Origin of the sequence: Bradyrhizobium sp. STM 3557 (assembly GCF_045571465.1) — a bacterium.
Lineage (GTDB): Bacteria > Pseudomonadota > Alphaproteobacteria > Rhizobiales > Xanthobacteraceae > Bradyrhizobium.
The window spans coordinates 3,656,761-3,672,605 of the sequence record NZ_CP120697.1 but is presented as its reverse complement, the minus strand read 5'-3'; the positions used below and the strand labels follow the sequence as shown (position 1 = coordinate 3,672,605).

The 15,845-nt window shown below is 65.7% G+C and carries 13 protein-coding genes; all 13 read right to left on the bottom strand.

The annotated features are described in order from the left end of the window. Positions 1-53: 53 nt before the first annotated feature. The 13 genes from bamA to P6U24_RS16545 all read right to left on the bottom strand — a co-directional run bounded on the left by bamA (position 54) and on the right by P6U24_RS16545 (position 15,700). Positions 54-2,609 (bottom strand): outer membrane protein assembly factor BamA, encoded by a 2,556-nt coding sequence (gene bamA / locus P6U24_RS16605; RefSeq protein ID WP_407160145.1) that lies wholly within the window; start codon positions 2,607-2,609, stop codon positions 54-56. 175 nt (positions 2,610-2,784) lie between these two features. After that, positions 2,785-3,936 (bottom strand): RIP metalloprotease RseP, encoded by a 1,152-nt coding sequence (rseP, locus tag P6U24_RS16600; protein ID WP_407160144.1) that lies wholly within the window; start codon positions 3,934-3,936, stop codon positions 2,785-2,787. Between the two features lie 199 nt (positions 3,937-4,135). Further along, the gene (locus P6U24_RS16595; RefSeq protein ID WP_407160143.1) at positions 4,136-5,359 is read right to left on the bottom strand and encodes a 1-deoxy-D-xylulose-5-phosphate reductoisomerase; all 1,224 of its coding nucleotides are present in this window, start codon (positions 5,357-5,359) and stop codon (positions 4,136-4,138) included. Between the two features lie 23 nt (positions 5,360-5,382). Further along, the gene (locus P6U24_RS16590) at positions 5,383-6,231 is read right to left on the bottom strand and encodes a phosphatidate cytidylyltransferase (RefSeq protein ID WP_407160142.1); all 849 of its coding nucleotides are present in this window, start codon (positions 6,229-6,231) and stop codon (positions 5,383-5,385) included. Further along, positions 6,228-6,986, bottom strand: a complete 759-nt coding sequence (locus tag P6U24_RS16585; protein WP_407160141.1) for an isoprenyl transferase — start codon at positions 6,984-6,986, stop codon at positions 6,228-6,230. The genes P6U24_RS16590 and P6U24_RS16585 overlap by 4 nt, the downstream gene beginning before the upstream one ends. Before the next feature lie 12 nt (positions 6,987-6,998). After that, complete coding sequence (frr, locus tag P6U24_RS16580) at positions 6,999-7,562, bottom strand: ribosome recycling factor (RefSeq protein ID WP_407160140.1); 564 nt, start codon at positions 7,560-7,562, stop codon at positions 6,999-7,001. A gap of 142 nt (positions 7,563-7,704) precedes the next feature. Continuing rightward, complete coding sequence (pyrH, locus tag P6U24_RS16575; protein WP_407160139.1) at positions 7,705-8,421, bottom strand: UMP kinase; 717 nt, start codon at positions 8,419-8,421, stop codon at positions 7,705-7,707. Between the two features lie 72 nt (positions 8,422-8,493). Further along, positions 8,494-9,417 carry a translation elongation factor Ts gene (gene tsf / locus P6U24_RS16570; RefSeq protein ID WP_407160138.1) on the bottom strand — a complete coding sequence of 308 codons (924 nt, stop codon included), beginning with the start codon at positions 9,415-9,417 and terminating at the stop codon, positions 8,494-8,496. A 126-nt stretch (positions 9,418-9,543) separates the two neighbouring features. After that, entirely contained in the window at positions 9,544-10,536 is a 993-nt protein-coding gene (locus P6U24_RS16565; RefSeq protein ID WP_407160137.1) for a 30S ribosomal protein S2, read from the bottom strand. Between the two features lie 321 nt (positions 10,537-10,857). Next, the gene (locus P6U24_RS16560) at positions 10,858-11,232 is read right to left on the bottom strand and encodes a hypothetical protein (RefSeq protein WP_407160136.1); all 375 of its coding nucleotides are present in this window, start codon (positions 11,230-11,232) and stop codon (positions 10,858-10,860) included. Continuing rightward, entirely contained in the window at positions 11,229-11,816 is a 588-nt protein-coding gene (locus P6U24_RS16555; RefSeq protein WP_407160135.1) for an FHA domain-containing protein, read from the bottom strand. Before P6U24_RS16555 ends, P6U24_RS16560 begins: the two co-directional genes overlap by 4 nt. Then, on the bottom strand, positions 11,813-13,138 hold the full coding sequence (locus P6U24_RS16550; RefSeq protein WP_407160134.1) for a S1C family serine protease: 1,326 nt from the start codon (positions 13,136-13,138) through the stop codon (positions 11,813-11,815). The genes P6U24_RS16555 and P6U24_RS16550 overlap by 4 nt, the downstream gene beginning before the upstream one ends. 165 nt (positions 13,139-13,303) lie before the next feature. Next, on the bottom strand, positions 13,304-15,700 hold the full coding sequence (locus P6U24_RS16545; protein ID WP_407160133.1) for a caspase family protein: 2,397 nt from the start codon (positions 15,698-15,700) through the stop codon (positions 13,304-13,306). Positions 15,701-15,845 lie beyond the last annotated feature (145 nt).

Here is a 15,845-nt window from a genome sequence, read left to right as displayed (position 1 = left end):
CACCATCAAAGCGTCGCGTTCACGCGCCTCGTGTCCGTCCGGGCCAGCTGTCGTCAGAACGACGTGCCGCCACCGAAGCGGAATTCCTGGGTCCGGTCGAACTGACCCTTCGTGAGCGGAACCGCGTAGTCGAAGCGCAGCGGACCGAACGGCGAGGCCCAGACCAGACCGACACCGACCGAGCTGCGGACCTTGCTGCTGTCGTCAAAGACTAGGCCAGTGCAAGTACCCGGATTGGCGGGGACCGTCGCCGTTGCAGCGGTCGGCCTGATGCAGCCCGGCGCGTTAAACTCGCCTGTCGCAGCCCACGACGTCGGCCCCTGATAGCCGGAGAGACCGCCGGCGTCAGCATAGACAGCGCCCTTCAGGCCCACTTCCTTGGGCAGGAACCAGAACGGCATCTGCAATTCGACCGAAGCGCCCCAGTACTTGGTGCCGCCGATCGCATCCTGGGTGCCGAACGGATTGATGTCGCGCGGACCAATGCCGTTGGGCGCGAAGCCGCGGACCAGGTTCGGACCCATCTGGAAGTGATCCAGCATGCGCAGCTCGTTGTTGCCGATCTTGTTCAGGATACCGCCCTGCAGATGGACGATACCGACGATATCGGAGACCAGCGGGGTGAAGTACTTCGCATCGATGGCCGACTTGAGGTAGGTCACGTCGCCGCCGACACCCGCGAAGTCCTGCTTGAAGTCGACCAGGAGGCCATCGGTCGGGTTCTTGTTGTTGTCCAGCGTGTTGTAGTTCAGCGTGTAGCCCAGCGCCGAGGTCAGCGTCGCACCGTTCGCCAGCTCCTTGCGGACCGGCAGCGAGGCTTCGCCGTTGTTGAAGCAGCCGAGGCCAGTACCGGTCGGATCAGCAATACCGTTGGCGTTGATGAAGGCCGGCGTCGGGTTGAACGGCACGAAGCGGTTACCGATCAGGGTGCCGGCCGCGATGTTGTTACAGTCCGCCAGGGTCGCCGGCAGCGAGATTTCCTGCCGATAGATCGAGTAGCGCAGCTGCAGCGACAGATCCTCGCGGAGCTGGAAGCCGAGTCGCGGGCTGAAGCCGAGCGTCTTGGTGCCGTAGGAGATGAAGTTGTTGGCGAGCTGCTGGCGCTGGTAGAGGTCGAGACCGAGCGCCACGCGGTAGTCCAGCAGATACGGCTCGACGAACGACAGCGAGTAGCCGCGAGCGAACTGGCCGTAGGTCACGGACGCCTTGGCAAACAGGCCGCGGCCGAGGAAGTTGCGCTCGGAGATCGAGACCTCCGCCAGCGCGCCGTCCGTGGTCGAGTAGCCGCCCGAGACCGAAAAGTCGCCGGTCGACTTCTCCTCGAGATCGACAATCAGGATGACGCGGTCGCTCGATGAGCCCGGCTCCGTCGTGATCTTCACGGTCTTGAAGAAGTCGAGGTTCTTCAGCCGGCGCTCGGCACGGTCGACCAGCGCGCGATTGTAGGCGTCGCCTTCCGAGATGTCGAACTCGCGGCGAATGACGTAGTCGCGGGTGCGGGTGTTACCGCGAATGTTGATGCGCTCGATATAGGTGCGCGGACCCTCGTCGATCGCGAACACCACCGAGACGGTGTGCGCCTCGAAGTTGCGGTCACCACGCGGACGCACCACTGCGAACGCGTAGCCGCGCCGGGAGGCCTCGATCTGCATCTCCTCGACCGACTTCTCGACCTGCTCCACATTATAAAGAGAGCCGACGCTGACGCGCGAGAACGAGCGCAGCGAGTTGCCGTCGAGCGTTCCGATCGACGACTGGAAGTCGACCGAACCGACCCGGTACTGCTGGCCTTCCTCGATCTTGAAGGTGACCAGGAAACCCTTCTTCTCCGGGTCGTATTCGGTGAGCGCGGCGACCACCTGCACGTCAGCGTAGCCGTTCTTCAGATAGAAGCGGCGCAGCAGGTCGCGGTCGGCCTCGACGCGGTCGGGATCATAGACGTCGTTGCCGCCGAGGAAGCTCAGCAGATTCGATTCGTGGGTCTTGATGACATCGCGCAGCCGGTAGGACGAGAAGGCGTTGTTGCCGATGAACTCGATCGATTTGACGCCGGTCTTCTGGCCTTCATCGATCGTGAAGACGAGGTCGACGCGGTTGTTCGGCTGCTCGATGATCTCCGGCGTGACACGGACGTCATAGCGGCCCGAATGGCGATAGATCTCGGCGATTCGCTGGGCGTCCGACTGCACCATGGGCCGAGACAGCGTGCCACGCGGCTTGGACTGCACCTCCTGCGAGAGTTGCTCGTCCTTGATCTTCTTGTTGCCCTCGAAGGCGACGCGGCCGATCACGGGATTTTCGACCACGGTGACGACCAGACGGCCGCCTTGGCGGTTGATCTTCACGTCCGAGAACAGCCCGGTCTCGATCAGCGCCTTCAGTCCATCATCGATTCGGCCCGCATCCAGCGTGCCGCCCGGCCCCGGCTTGAAGTAGGAGCGAATGGTTTCGACCTCGACACGGCGGTTCCCGACCACTTCGATCGAATTGACCGTCTGTGCGGCGGCTGGCGACGTCATCATCATGCCCGCCAGCGGCGCTGCCACCGGTACGGCGAACATGATTAGGGTGGCCAGCACGCCCCCCCGCACCCGCAATCCAAACTTCATGCGCTACGCGCCCTTATCATCCCGTGGCCGGTTCCATACCCCTACGGAACCGGCAGATTCCCATTGGTCGTTCGCTTGTAGCCAATTTCACCCAGGTGGCAAACGCCGGATCACCCTCCATTTTCATTTTCGTTTCAAAACGTTGCCTATCGGCCACGTCATAAAAAAGCCCCGCTCACGACCGCGCGAGATGAAGAATGTCGTTATAGGTTGCGAACACCATAAGCATTAATACGAGGCTCAGTCCGATTCGGAACCCCATCTCCTGGGCGCGCTCGGAGAGCGGGCGGCCCCTGACGGCCTCGACAGCATAGAATAGGAGGTGACCGCCATCGAGCAGCGGAACCGGGAACAGGTTCAACAGCCCGATCGACACGGACAATGTCGCACACAATTGGACGATGAACTGGAACCCGAGGCTCGCCGCCTGCCCCGACAGTTGCGCAATCCCGATCACCCCGCGGACATCCCCGGCACTGCCGGAACCGACGAAGATGGACGCGACGAATTTGAAGGTGGTGGCGATGATGAACCACACCTGCTCGAAGCCGATCTTGACCGCCTCGAAGAAGCCGACCGGAACCGAGCGCGATTCGTCGGGCTTGGCATTGTACTGGATGCCCAGCACTCCGATTCGATGACTGTTGCCGAAGAGGTCCTTGACCTCCTTCAGGGCCGGCGCCGCCTTCAGCGTGATGTCCTGCCCGCCCCGCTTGAGCTGGAAGGTCAGCTCGGAACCGGCATTGACCGAGACGATTCGCTGCATGTCGGCGAAGCTCGCGATCTCGTGCCCGTCGATCGCGGTGACGATGTCCCCGACCTTGAAGCCGGCGGCCGCCGCGACGCTGTCTTCCTGCACGGCGTCGACCCGCGGGGTGGTGTTCGGCTTGCCGAAGTAGAGCGCCATGCCGGCGAAGATGATCACCGCAAGGATGAAGTTGGCGACCGGGCCGGCAGCGACGATCGCCGCGCGCGGACCGACCTTCTTGTGATGAAAGCTGCCTTCGCGCTCCTCGGCGGTCATCCTTGCGAGTGCCTCGGACGATGGCGTCGAGGCCTCGCTGTCGTCGCCGAAGAACTTCACATAGCCGCCGAGCGGGATCGCCGAGATCTTCCAGCGGGTGTTGTGACGGTCGTTGAAGCCGATCAGCTCAGGACCAAACCCGAGCGAGAACGTCAGCACCTTCACGCCGGCCCAGCGGGCGACCAGGAAGTGACCGAGCTCGTGAAAGAAGACCACGATGGTCAGGACAAACAGGAAGGGGACGATGTAACCAAGCACACCGTGGCTCAACGTATTGAAAGTATGATGGAAAAATTCTGTCATCCGTTTCCTCGCTGGGCCGAAGCTGCCCCGCCGAACCCGTGGGTTTGGCGGATTTGAAGTTCCGGTCGGTGGTTCCGCGCGCTCCGTCGGAATTTCAAATCCGAAGCCGCCACCAGAACGATAGGCTGTAGGACGCTTTTATTTCCCGCGTTCGCAAAAGTGGTTGCCGCAAATTGACGCGAACTTCGGACGCGGAGCACTACGAGGCCTTTAAGGCAATTTGAGGCAGCAGGGCGGCGGCTTTCTCTCGCGCATCGCGGTCGATCGCGATGGCGTCGTCCGCCGAACTCAGAGGTGTCATATTGGTGGCGCGCGCCCAAGCCTCAAGGGTGGCCTCGACCAGCCGCGCAATCGCGCCGAACCGGATCTGGCCGGCGATGAAGGCCGCGACCGCGACCTCGTTGGCGGCATTGAACACGGTGGTGGCGCCGTTTCCGGTGCGCAGCGATTCATAGGCAAGCCGCAGGCCGGGGAACCGCGCGAAATCCGGTGCCTCGAAGGTCAGTGTGCCGATCTTGGCGAGGTCGAGCCGTGCCGACGGGCCCTTGATGCGATCGGGCCAGCCCAGGCAATGCGCGATCGGAATCCGCATGTCGGGCGCGCCGAGCTGGGCAACCACCGAGCGGTCGGAGAACTCGACCATGCCGTGCACGATCGACTGCGGGTGCACCAGCACGTCGATCTCGTCCGGCGACAGCGCGAACAGATAGGAGGCCTCGATCACCTCGAGGCCCTTGTTCATCATCGAGGCCGAATCGATCGTGATCTTCTGGCCCATGCTCCAGTTCGGATGCTTCAGCGCCTGCGCCAGCGTCGCCTGCTCGATATCATCAGCTTCCCAGGTGCGGAACGGGCCTCCGGAGGCGGTGATGATGACGCGCACCAGCTCCTCGCGGTTGCCCGAGGACAGCGCCTGGAACAGCGCGTTGTGCTCCGAATCGGCCGGCAGAATGCAGGCGCCGGCCCTGGCGGCCCGCTGCATGAACATGTCGCCGGCACAGACCAGGCACTCCTTGTTGGCGAGCGCCACCGTCGCACCGCGATCGACCGCAGCAAGCGCGGGCTTCAGGCCGGCGGCACCGGAGACAGCGGCCATCACCCAATCACTGGGGCGCGCCGCCGCCTCGATGATCGCGCTCTCCCCTGCTCCGCAGGCAATGCCGGTGCCGGCAAGCGACTCGCGCAGCTCGTTCAGCCGAGAAGGATCTGCAACCGCGACGAATCGGGGATTGAACTCGCGCGCGAGCTTGGCAAGCCCCTGCACGTTGCTGTTGCCGGTCAGCGCCTCGACCCGGTAGCGCTCGGGCGCCCCCCGCAACAGGTCCATCGTGCTGTCGCCGATCGAGCCGGTCGCCCCGAGCACCGTGATGCTGCGCACCGCCTCGTCCGTCGCCTTGTTATTTCGCAAAGGAACTGCGCTCATGTTCTCACCAAATCAAAGACCGGTCACCAAACCATAAGACCACGGCCGACGCCATCGAGGCCCCCGCGCGCCAAGCCTAAAACCGCCGCCAGCACGACCGCCGCGACATAGCCGTCGAGCCGGTCGAGCAGACCGCCATGTCCGGGAATGATGTGGCTGGAGTCTTTGACGCCGAAGCGCCGTTTCACCGCGGATTCGAAGAGATCGCCGAGCTGCGAAGCGACCGACAGGACGGCGCCGACGAGCAGGATCGGCATCATCCTCCCGGCGCCCGTCGCAGCCCAGCCGGCCGCCACGATGAGGCTGCCGACGAAACCGCCGATCGCACCGGCCCAGGTCTTGTTCGGGCTTATCAGGGGCGCCAGTTTCGGCCCGCCGATGCTGCGGCCGGCAGCATAGCCGCCAATGTCGCTGGCCCAGACCACGAGCAGCACCAGCACCAGCGCGAACCAGCCATGGTCCTGATCGGAGCGGACCAGCACCGAAGCGAGCTCGGCGGCCGCCGTATAGAGGAAACCGGCCGCGGCCCAGCCCCGATGACCTGCCGCCAGCGCAGCCACCACGACAAGCCCAAGGCCAAGCACGACGACCGCGAAATCCACGAGCCCGAGTGCCAGGCAGACGCCGGAGAGCGCCAGGGCCACGGCGCCGCTCACGGTGACGCTGGTCGCCTTGACCTCGCCGACCACCATCAGCCATTCGACGTAAAGGCCGATCGCGACCACGGTCACGAGCGCAGTCCAGGCCGCGCCGCCCGCATAGGCCAGCGCCAGCGCCAGCGGAATCAGCACGAGTGCCACCAGGACGCGCTGCACCAGGTTGCGCGCGCCCTGCCCGGGCTTTCCGGTCGCTGCTGAGTCGGGCTGGGTCACGAGGCGGTTTTCGCCACGAGGCCGCCGAAGCGGCGTTCGCGCCGGCCGAACTCGGCGATCGCACCCTCGAGCGCGGCCTTGTCGAAGTCCGGCCAGTGAATCGGCACGAACACCAGCTCGCTATAGGCGGCCTGCCACATCAGGAAATTCGACAGCCGCTGCTCGCCGCTGGTGCGGATGATCAGATCGGGATCGGGAATGTCGGGCAGATCGAGGTGCCGGCCGATCGCTTCGGCATCGATCGTCGCCGGGTCGCGGCGGCCCTCCGCGACCTCGCGCGCCAGCCGCTGCGCCGCGCGCGCGATTTCCTGGCGCGAGCCATAGTTGAAGGCGACGACGAGCGTGAGCGTGGTGTTGCCCCGCGTCAGCTCCTCGGCCTCGCCGAGCAGCGCGCAGATGTCGGCATCGAGACCTTCCCGCTCGCCGATCACGCGCACCCGGACGCCGTCGCGATGCAGCGTGGCGAGATCATTGCGGATGAAACGGCGCAACAGACCGAACAGGTCGCCGATCTCGCTCGCCGGACGCGACCAGTTCTCCGACGAGAACGAAAAGATCGTCAGATAGCGGATGCCGAGCTCGTGCGAGGCGCGCACGACGCGGCGCAGCGCATCGACGCCGCGGCGATGCCCTTCGGCCCGCGGCAGCCCGCGGGCCGCCGCCCAGCGGCCATTGCCGTCCATGATGATGGCGACATGCAGCGGGCCGTCGGACCGGCCCGACGCCTCCGTCGCAGGGGCCGCGGCGTTCGACATCGGAAGATCCCTTCAGACGGTGAGGATTTCCTTTTCCTTCGCCGCCAGCATCTGGTCGATCTCGGAGATCACGCTGTCCGTCGCCTTCTGCACCTCGGCGGCGTGACGCTCCTGATCGTCCTCTGAGATCTCGTGATTCTTCTCCAGCTTCTTGACGGTGTCGAGACCGTCGCGCCGGACGTGACGGACCGCGACGCGCGCGGCCTCGGCATATTTGTGCGCGACCTTCACGAGCTCCTTTCGGCGCTCCTGGTTCAGCTCGGGCACGCGCAGGCGCAGCACCTGGCCTTCGGTCGCGGGAGTGAGGCCGAGGTTGGAATCGACGATCGCCTTCTCGACCGCCTTCACCATTGACTTGTCCCAGACCTGCACGGACAACAGCCGCGGCTCGGGCACCGAGACGGTGGCGAGCTGGTTCAGCGGCATATGCGTGCCATAGGCGTCAACCTGGACCGGCTCCAGCATCGAGGCCGAGGCGCGGCCGGTACGCAGACCGTTGAGCTCGTGCTTGAGCGCCTGGGTCGCGCCCTGCATGCGGCGCTTCAATTCGTTGAGGTCGAATGTGCCCGTGGCCATCAGCTTTCCCTTTCTACAACCCCGCCGCTTCGACCTGGCCTCTCGACGTCTGCGGACATCGCATATGACGGCCTTTTGAGAATCGACGGCACTTTCAGCAAACCATATTCACCCGGCAACGTCCTCGCAGCTGCGAGATCGATCAGCCCGCCACGATGGTGCCGCGGCCGGTGCCGCGCAGCATCTCGCCGATCGAGCCGGGCTCGGCAATCGAGAACACAATGATAGGCAGCGACGTCTCGCGGGCAAGCGCGAATGCGGTTGCGTCCATCACCTTGTAGCCGCCCTCGATCGCCTGCGAGTGGCTTAGCCGGTCGAAGCGCGTGGCCGAGGGGTCTTTTTTCGGGTCGGCACTGTAGACGCCATCGACATTGGTGGCCTTGAACACGGCCTGGGCATCGATCTCGGCGGCGCGCAGCACCGCGGTGGTGTCGGTGGTGAAGAAGGGATTGCCGGTGCCGCCGCCCAGCAGCACGATCTTGCCCTCGGCCAGGGCCCTGTGCGCTGCAGCACGAGTGAACAGCTCGCAGATCTCCGGCATCACGAAAGCCGACAGCGCCTGGGCCGGGCTGCCCTTGCGCTGGATCGCAGCTTCCAGCGCCAGGCAGTTCATGATGGTTGCGAGCATGCCGAGCGTATCGCCCGACGGACGCGACATGCCCTTGGCCGAGACATCGACACCGCGCACCATGTTGCCGCCGCCGACCACGACGGCGATCTCGACGCCGAGCCTCGCGGCTGCGATCAGATCGTCGGCGATGCGGTCAACAGTCGCTTGGTCGATACCGGCGGAATGAGGCCCTGCGAGATATTCGCCGGACAGCTTGATCACGACGCGACGATAGACCGGCTCAGCCATGTGCTACTCGCTCTCCTGTCCCGCGCGACGATCCGGCGCGGATCACGCGCCGGATCGTTTGCTGTTCAGCCGTTACTTCTTGCCGCTGGCGGCGGCGACCTCGGCAGCGAAGTCAGTCTCTTCCCTCTCGATGCCCTCGCCAAGCGCGTAGCGCACGAAGCCGGCGACCTTGATCGGACCACCGACCTTGCCCTCGGCTTCCTTCAGCGCCTGCGCGACCGACTTGCCGCTGTCGTGGATGAAGGCCTGCTCCAGGAGGCAGACCTCCTTGTAGTACGTCTTCAGGCCGGACTCGACGATCTTCTCGATCACGTTCTCCGGCTTGCCCTGCTGACGATACTTGTCGGCGAGCACGTCCTTCTCGCGCTTGACGAGCTCCGGATCGAGACCGGTCGGATCGATCGCCTGCGGATTGGCCGCAGCGACATGCATCGCGAGCTGACGGCCGAGCACGGCGAGCTCATCGGCCTTGCCGGACGACTCCAGCGCGACGATGACGCCCATCTTGCCGGCGCCATCGATCACGGCACCATGGATGTAGCTCGACACGACGCCCTGGGCGACCTCGAGGCCGGCTGCACGGCGCAGCGTCTGGTTCTCGCCGATGGTGGCGATCGAATCGGCGATTGCCGCCTCTACGGTGATGCTGCCGACCTTGGCCGCCTTGATCTTCTCGACATCGGCGCCGACGTCGAGCGCGACTTGCGCGATCATCTTCACGAGGCCTTGGAAATGCTCGTTGCGCGCAACGAAATCGGTCTCGGAATTCACCTCGACCAGCACGCCCTTCTTGCCCGAGGTCAGCGCCCCGATCAGGCCCTCGGCCGCGACGCGGCCGGCCTTCTTGGCAGCCTTGGACAGGCCCTTCTTGCGCAGCCAGTCCTGCGCCGCCTGGATGTCGCCGCCGGTCTCGGTGAGTGCGGCCTTGCAATCCATCATGCCCGCGCCAGTGGACTCGCGCAGGTCCTTGACCATCGCTGCGGTGATAGTAGCCATTGTTGAACGTCCTTTTGACCGTCCGGAGCACGGCGCGCCGGATCGCGCGCCGCCGTCCGCTATCAGGTGCGTAGATCAGTCGTGATGGCCGGCGTATGACACCGGCCATAGCACGTGTGCTCGGTCTTAAGCGTCGGCCAGCGACTTGGCCTGCGCCACCCAGGCATCGGCCCGGTTCGGCAACCCGACCTCTTCGGCGACCTGGTGCGCGGTGTCGTGGTCGAGCTCGGCAAGCTGCCAGTAATGGAAGACGCCGAGATCGTTCAGCTTCTTCTCGATCGCACCCGACACGCCGGTGAGCTTCTTGAGATCGTCGGCGGTGCCGCGCGGACCGGGCAGCCCCTGGAAGCCGGACGCTGCCGGCGCCGTCGGGAGCTCCTCCTCGAGCGGCGTCGCGGAGGCGCCGATATCGATGCCAAGCTCGCCCTGCGCGCGCGAGATGCCGTCGATCGCGGCACGCGCGATCAGGTCGCAATACAGCGAGATCGCGCGGCCGGCATCGTCATTGCCCGGCACCACATAGGTAATGCCCTTCGGATCGCAATTGGTGTCGACGATCGCGGCAACCGGGATGTTGAGGCGCTGAGCCTCCTGGATGGCGATGTCTTCCTTGTTGGTATCGATCACGAAGATCATGTCGGGCAGACCGCCCATGTCCTTGATGCCGCCGAGCGAGCGGTCGAGCTTGTCGCGCTCGCGCTGCAGGGTCAGCCGCTCCTTCTTGGTGTAGGAGTTGGCTTCGCCCGAGGACAGCACCTCGTCGAGATGACGCAACCGCTTGATCGATGCCGAGATCGTCTTCCAGTTGGTCAGCGTGCCGCCAAGCCAGCGCGAATTGACGAAATATTGCGCGCAGCGCTTGGCCGCGTCGGCGACATTGTCCTGCGCCTGGCGCTTGGTGCCAACGAACAGGATGCGGCCGCCCTTGGCGACGGTGTCGCTGACAGCCTGCAGCGCCGTATGCAGCATCGGCACGGTCTGAGCGAGGTCGATGATATGGATGTTGTTACGGGTCCCGAAAATGAAATCGGCCATTTTCGGATTCCAGCGGTGAGACTGGTGACCAAAGTGCACGCCAGCTTCAAGCAGCTGGCGCATCGAGAAATCGGGCAGCGCCATTGGATCTATTCTCCGGTTGGTTCCTCCGGAAACGCGTGAGCAATGGGCCTGACGGCCCGGTTGCCACCGGACGGTCTCTCAAGAGAGCCATGTTTCCGTGTGAGATGGCGCGCTATATAGCCGGATTTTCGCGCAACGCAAGGAAATTGGACCGTTTCAGCCGGCACAAGCGCGGCCAAACCCCGCTCGCGCCGTCGCAACCATCGCAGGACGGCAATTGCCGGACCATCCCGGTCCTGGCCCGGGCAATCTGCGCATCAGCCCACCCTCAGCGGCCAATGCTCGGAGCATGACGGTACAATACGGTGGGATTTGGCTGGTTTATTGGCGCTGGCGGACGTCGGCGTCGGGCCCCACCTCGGCCCTGTCGGCGTCGAGCTTGGTCCGCAGCCTGCCGACAGCGGCAAAGAATGTGGTCTCGTCCTGCAGCGGAGCGACGCGCAGGCCCGGGGGCAGCAGCACATGCCAGACGGTCCGTCGTCCCGAACTGGCATAAGCTTCCGACCGCTGCAGCGTCTGCACCGCCACCGCGACCACCAGCAGCACTGCCACCACGATGCCCTTGGCCACCAGATGCGTCCGGCCGACCTCACGCAGATGCAGAAAGCACATCACGGCGAGTGCGAGCCAGGAGGCGATGTATGCATAGGTGTAGGCGATCGACCAGCTCAGCGAGAAGGCCAGGAATTGCGTCACCTCGTCGCCAATGCGACGGCTTCGGCGATCAGCACATGGCGCAGAAAATGCGACTGGCCGGAGAACAGGCGGGACAGCAGCGACCACAGGCCGATCCAAATCAGTCCCACACCGACCAGGGTCAGCAACGGGATCAGATAGTCGGACAAATGGGGCTCGCTGGTCTGCGTGAACCAGACGTTGATCGCGGCGAGGACGAGCAGCGTGAGGCCAAGCCCGACGGCCGCGGCGATCTGGATGAAACGGCTCGCCGATGTTACCAGCCTTTCGCTTTCGACGGCATGGCTGGTCTCGCGAATGCGGATCAAGGTGTGGCCGACGCGGATCGGCACGTTGCCGTCGACAACGACGCGGGCGAGCTTGTTCTTGCTCCGGTCGAGATACATGCCGTTGGCGCTGCCGAGATCCTCGGCCACGAGCTGGCCGGCCTCGTCATGAAACACCTTGAGGTGCCGCGCGGCGACATAGGGGTCATCGAGAATGACGTCGTTGTCGTAGCTGCGGCCGATGCTGAGCTCGCGCGCATTGATCCGGAAGCGCGCGGTGACGTCGCGATGGCGGGAAAGGACCTCGACCCAGATCATCTGACGACCTTCAGAGCTTCGAGGAAGCGCTGGCCGAGCTTGACCGCATCGTCATAGCCGATCGCCTGCAGGCTGAGGCGGGAGACCAATGCCTCTTGCCCCTGATCCTGCGTCACCGCGATCAGCACGACGTCATACAGGTTCTCGAATTCACGATAGCCCTGCATGCACCAGGTCACCCGCAGTGGCGGATGGCTCGACGCCGGTGCCACGCCGACGAAATCCTCGTGGCAGTGCTGCGGGGTGTACCATTTGCGAAACGGCCCGCCGATGGCAAGGCGCGGCTGCGCCATCCCGCTCAGCACATTGGCGAACTGGAATTGATTGAGATCGACCGATTTGACGTAGGATTGACGGACCTCGATGGTCCCGGTGTGGAGATCGGAGGCGACGAACACGCTGGCATCGGCTGTGCAATTGGTGGTGTTGATGCTGGCACGCGGCTTCGGCGAAGCGCTGGCGTTGGTCTGCGACCAGCACTCGAACCACGATACATGGTGCGTTTCGGGTGCCTGATAGGGTCCGAAGGCATCCGATTGATATCCCTGCTCCGCCAACGATCCGTACAGTGCGGCGCGCCAGCTGCCGAGCTGTGCAACGACGTCCTTGCGCAGATCTTCCGGCGTCGCCTGTTGCTCGCGGCCGCGCGCCAGAAGTGCAGCGGCGAAGTGCGCCGGCACCAGGAAGCTGATGAGCTGCCGGTCTCGGCGGGTGGCGACGTTGATGCCGACCACCCGCCCCTGCGGATCGACGGCGGGGCCGCCGCTCATGCCCGGATTGAGCGCGCCGGTGAAATGAATGTGCTCGTTGTAGCTGTGCTCGACGAGGCCGTTATAGGTCCCCTCGACGATCGTGAAGCCGAGATCCAGGGGATTGCCGAGCGAATAGAGCCGCTCGCCCTTCTGCAAGGTGCCGTCGAGCGCCGCCTTGTCGAACGAGAAGAACGGCGCGTCGTGCTTGTCGACCCGCACCAGCGCCAGGTCGTTCGGCAGGTCGACCGCCAGCAGCGTGACGTCGCCATGGCTGCCGTCCGCCGCAGTGTACTCCAGCCGATAGGTCTTCGGCTCCAGCGCGACGTCGGAGACGACGTGATAGTTCGTGATGGCGAGGCCATCGGGTGAGACAAGGAAGCCCGAACCTGTCGAGGTCTGCCGGCCGCCGCCCGCGACCAGCGTGCGGATCTGCAACAGGCGCGGCGGCGCCGAGGCATACACCCCTTCCGCCCCGGAGGGCGCCTCGGCCGCGGCGGCGACCGCGGTGCAGGCGATCAAGACAACCGCACCACACCATCGGAGCGCGCTCACGACACTGGCAACCGACATTTCCTGCACGCCTCCGCCGCAAAGCGCCGCCTGCGGAAGCTTTACGCCCAAAGACCGCCCTGCGCGCCCGGCAATAGCCAAAACGGGTTCGCGTTGCAACCGCGGCAGCACGCTCCCAGAGCGCTGGCGAGCACGCGAGGTCGGCCCCGCCGATGACCAGCCGCATCAGCAGTGCGGGACGTTCGGCGGACACCTCTTGGCAGCTGGGGGCGGCGCGGCCGGCCGCGGCGGTGGCGCCGCAGGCCGCGCCATGGCGGGCGGTGGGGCCATCGGACGCGCCATCGCCGCTGCCGGCGGAGGGCTGGGACGCGCCATCGGCGGCGGTGCAGCCGGCCGCGGGGGCGGCGGTGGTGGTGCGGCGTGAACCATAGGCGCCGGTGGACGGGCCGCCATAGCCGGCGGCGGTGACGGCCGGGCCGCAGCAGGCGGCGGCATCGGTCGAGCCGCAGATGGTGGCGGCGCAGGTCGCGCCGCAGCCGGCGGCGGCGCGGATCGGGCTGCCACTGGCGGCGCAGGACGCGACCGCAGCTCGGGCCGGGCTGGCGCAGTGACCGTCGGAGCGACGGGATGCTGCGGTCCAGGCGCAGGCTTGACCGCCGGCGCAGCGGGAGCGCCGGGCGGCGTGCGGTTCGCCTGCACGCTCGGCGCGGGGCCGGGCTGGGGCCCGCGGTGATCCGGATGCAGACCGGGCTGTCCGGGCGCCGGACCCTGCCCCTGCGGCGACGGCGCGCCTGGAGGCGGCGCCAACCCGGCATGCGGGTTCACCGCTCCAGTCGCGGCTGACGGGGCTGGCGGTGCGCCATGATTGCCCGGCACCGGCAATGCATTTGCCCGCGAGACCCCCTGCGCAGGTCCACCCGGCGACGGTGCAGCCTGCGACGGTGCAGCTTGGGGGTGGGCGAGTGCGCTTGGCGTCCCATTGACTTGCGGGACTGTCCCCTGCCTTGCCGCCGGATTGATCGTGGCGCTTGGCGGCACGGGTGCCTTGCCCTGCTGGATCAGCGCGGCACGCTGCACGACAGCCGGCGGCAGCGTCGCTGCCGTCGCAGGAGCAACGGGTTGCGCTACGGCAGCCGCGCCGCGCGGCCCGCCGGCGGCCGGAGTCGGCGGCTGGTTGATGACGTTGTTGATGACCGTGGTGTTGTGGATGTTGTTGAAGATGATGTTGTTCGGGGGCGGCGCGACGAAGGCCGGCGGCCGCACATAGACCGGGATCGGCACGAACACCGGCTGCGGCAGGATGAACAGACCGACCGGCTCAATCGGCGGCGGCAGCACCACAAAATCCGGCGGCGGCGGTGGCAGGAAGTAGACCGGGGGCGGTGGCGGCGGCACGAAATCAAAGTCGGGATCGGCGAACGTTAGCACCGGTCGATCGACATAGACGATCTCGTCCGGCGGTGGCGGCGGCACGTCGTAATCCAGCATTGCAAAGGACGGCGGCGGCTCGAGCGGCGCGGTCAGGATCGCAAGCCGTCGTCGTGCGTCGCCGGCATGGGGGCCGTGAGAATAGCGTTTCAGGTAAGACCAATAGGCATCCGGCGTGTCAGTGCGATAGGTACGACGCCAGGTGATCGCCTCGCGCCGCGCAGCGACGATCGCTCGCACCCGCTTGGCGAGGGGATCGCCGGCGTAGGCGGCGAGAAACTCCTCGTAGGCGGGCAGCGTATCGCGCTCGATCGCGGCGGCATAGGCATCCTGCACGCCGAGATCGCGGATCGGCTTGTCGTGAATCGCTGCGACCTGGGCCGGCTGTTCCTGCGCGGCCGGCGCATCCGGCGCACGGTCGAAGAAAGTGAACTGGGCCTGGATCTTCTGAGCATCCCAGGGCACCTGCGCTCCCTTGGTGGCTTCGTTGACCCGCAGCCGCACGCGATCGAACACCTCGGGCAGCGCCAATCCGCCGGTGCGGATCATCTCGGCCAATGACTGCGCGTAGATGCCATAAGGCCCGTTCTCGCTGGGCGCGACCGTGCCCGGCGCGGCATTGAAGGCGATCAGCATGTTCGCCTCGGGCTCGACCAGCGCGAGACCGCCGGCCACCGGCTGGCCGCCCTCGATGAAGGGCTGCTGGCGCGCCGCATCGAGCACGATGACGCTTGCCTTCAGCGGGATCGCGGCGAGCTGGCGGATGTAGTCGCTGATCCGCAGGCCCTCGGTCGGAATGTCGGTGTCGCGACTGATCGAGGAATCGACCGGAATGAAGTAGTTCTCGCCCGCAAGCTGCACGCCGTAACCGGCGAGATAGATCATCGCCACGGTGTTGTTGTCGGAGGACTGCGCCTTCTGCATGAAATCGCGAAAGCTCTTGCGCAGTGTATCGCCGTCGAGATCGCGCGCGCCGATCACGTCGAAGCCCGCCGCCTGCAAGGTCTGCGCGATCAGGCCGGCATCATTGGCCGCGGTCGCGAGCGGTCCCTTGGCGTAGGCGCCGTTGCCGACCACGAGCGCAATGCGCTTCTCCTGCGCCGGCTGCTGTGCAGATACCGCCTTGGGCTGCGTGGCGAGCCCCAACAGCAGCAGGCAAACACCAAAAGCAAAGGAAATCCGGGCCACGCGCATGAGAGTCTTCCCGAAAGTACAATGAAACTCTGGTACATTCAACGCGCAGCGGGCTGAATGGCAGTTGAACGGCGGATGATCCAACGTCGCAGATCAAGCACACCCGCGCAGCGCATGTTACCGCCCTCACCGGGCCGGCGCTGCA

What these genes read in the sequence shown, in the direction of transcription:
- bamA (WP_407160145.1), bottom strand. Translation starts at nt 2,609, where the DNA reads ATGAAGTTTGGATTGCGGGTGCGGGGGGGCGTGCTGGCCACCCTAATC.
- rseP (WP_407160144.1), bottom strand. Translation starts at nt 3,936, where the DNA reads ATGACAGAATTTTTCCATCATACTTTCAATACGTTGAGCCACGGTGTG.
- P6U24_RS16595 (WP_407160143.1), bottom strand. Translation starts at nt 5,359, where the DNA reads ATGAGCGCAGTTCCTTTGCGAAATAACAAGGCGACGGACGAGGCGGTG.
- P6U24_RS16585 (WP_407160141.1), bottom strand. Translation starts at nt 6,986, where the DNA reads ATGTCGAACGCCGCGGCCCCTGCGACGGAGGCGTCGGGCCGGTCCGAC.
- frr (WP_407160140.1), bottom strand. Translation starts at nt 7,562, where the DNA reads ATGGCCACGGGCACATTCGACCTCAACGAATTGAAGCGCCGCATGCAG.
- pyrH (WP_407160139.1), bottom strand. Translation starts at nt 8,421, where the DNA reads ATGGCTGAGCCGGTCTATCGTCGCGTCGTGATCAAGCTGTCCGGCGAA.
- tsf (WP_407160138.1), bottom strand. Translation starts at nt 9,417, where the DNA reads ATGGCTACTATCACCGCAGCGATGGTCAAGGACCTGCGCGAGTCCACT.
- P6U24_RS16565 (WP_407160137.1), bottom strand. Translation starts at nt 10,536, where the DNA reads ATGGCGCTGCCCGATTTCTCGATGCGCCAGCTGCTTGAAGCTGGCGTG.
- P6U24_RS16555 (WP_407160135.1), bottom strand. Translation starts at nt 11,816, where the DNA reads ATGATCTGGGTCGAGGTCCTTTCCCGCCATCGCGACGTCACCGCGCGC.
- P6U24_RS16550 (WP_407160134.1), bottom strand. Translation starts at nt 13,138, where the DNA reads ATGTCGGTTGCCAGTGTCGTGAGCGCGCTCCGATGGTGTGGTGCGGTT.
- P6U24_RS16545 (WP_407160133.1), bottom strand. Translation starts at nt 15,700, where the DNA reads ATGCGCGTGGCCCGGATTTCCTTTGCTTTTGGTGTTTGCCTGCTGCTG.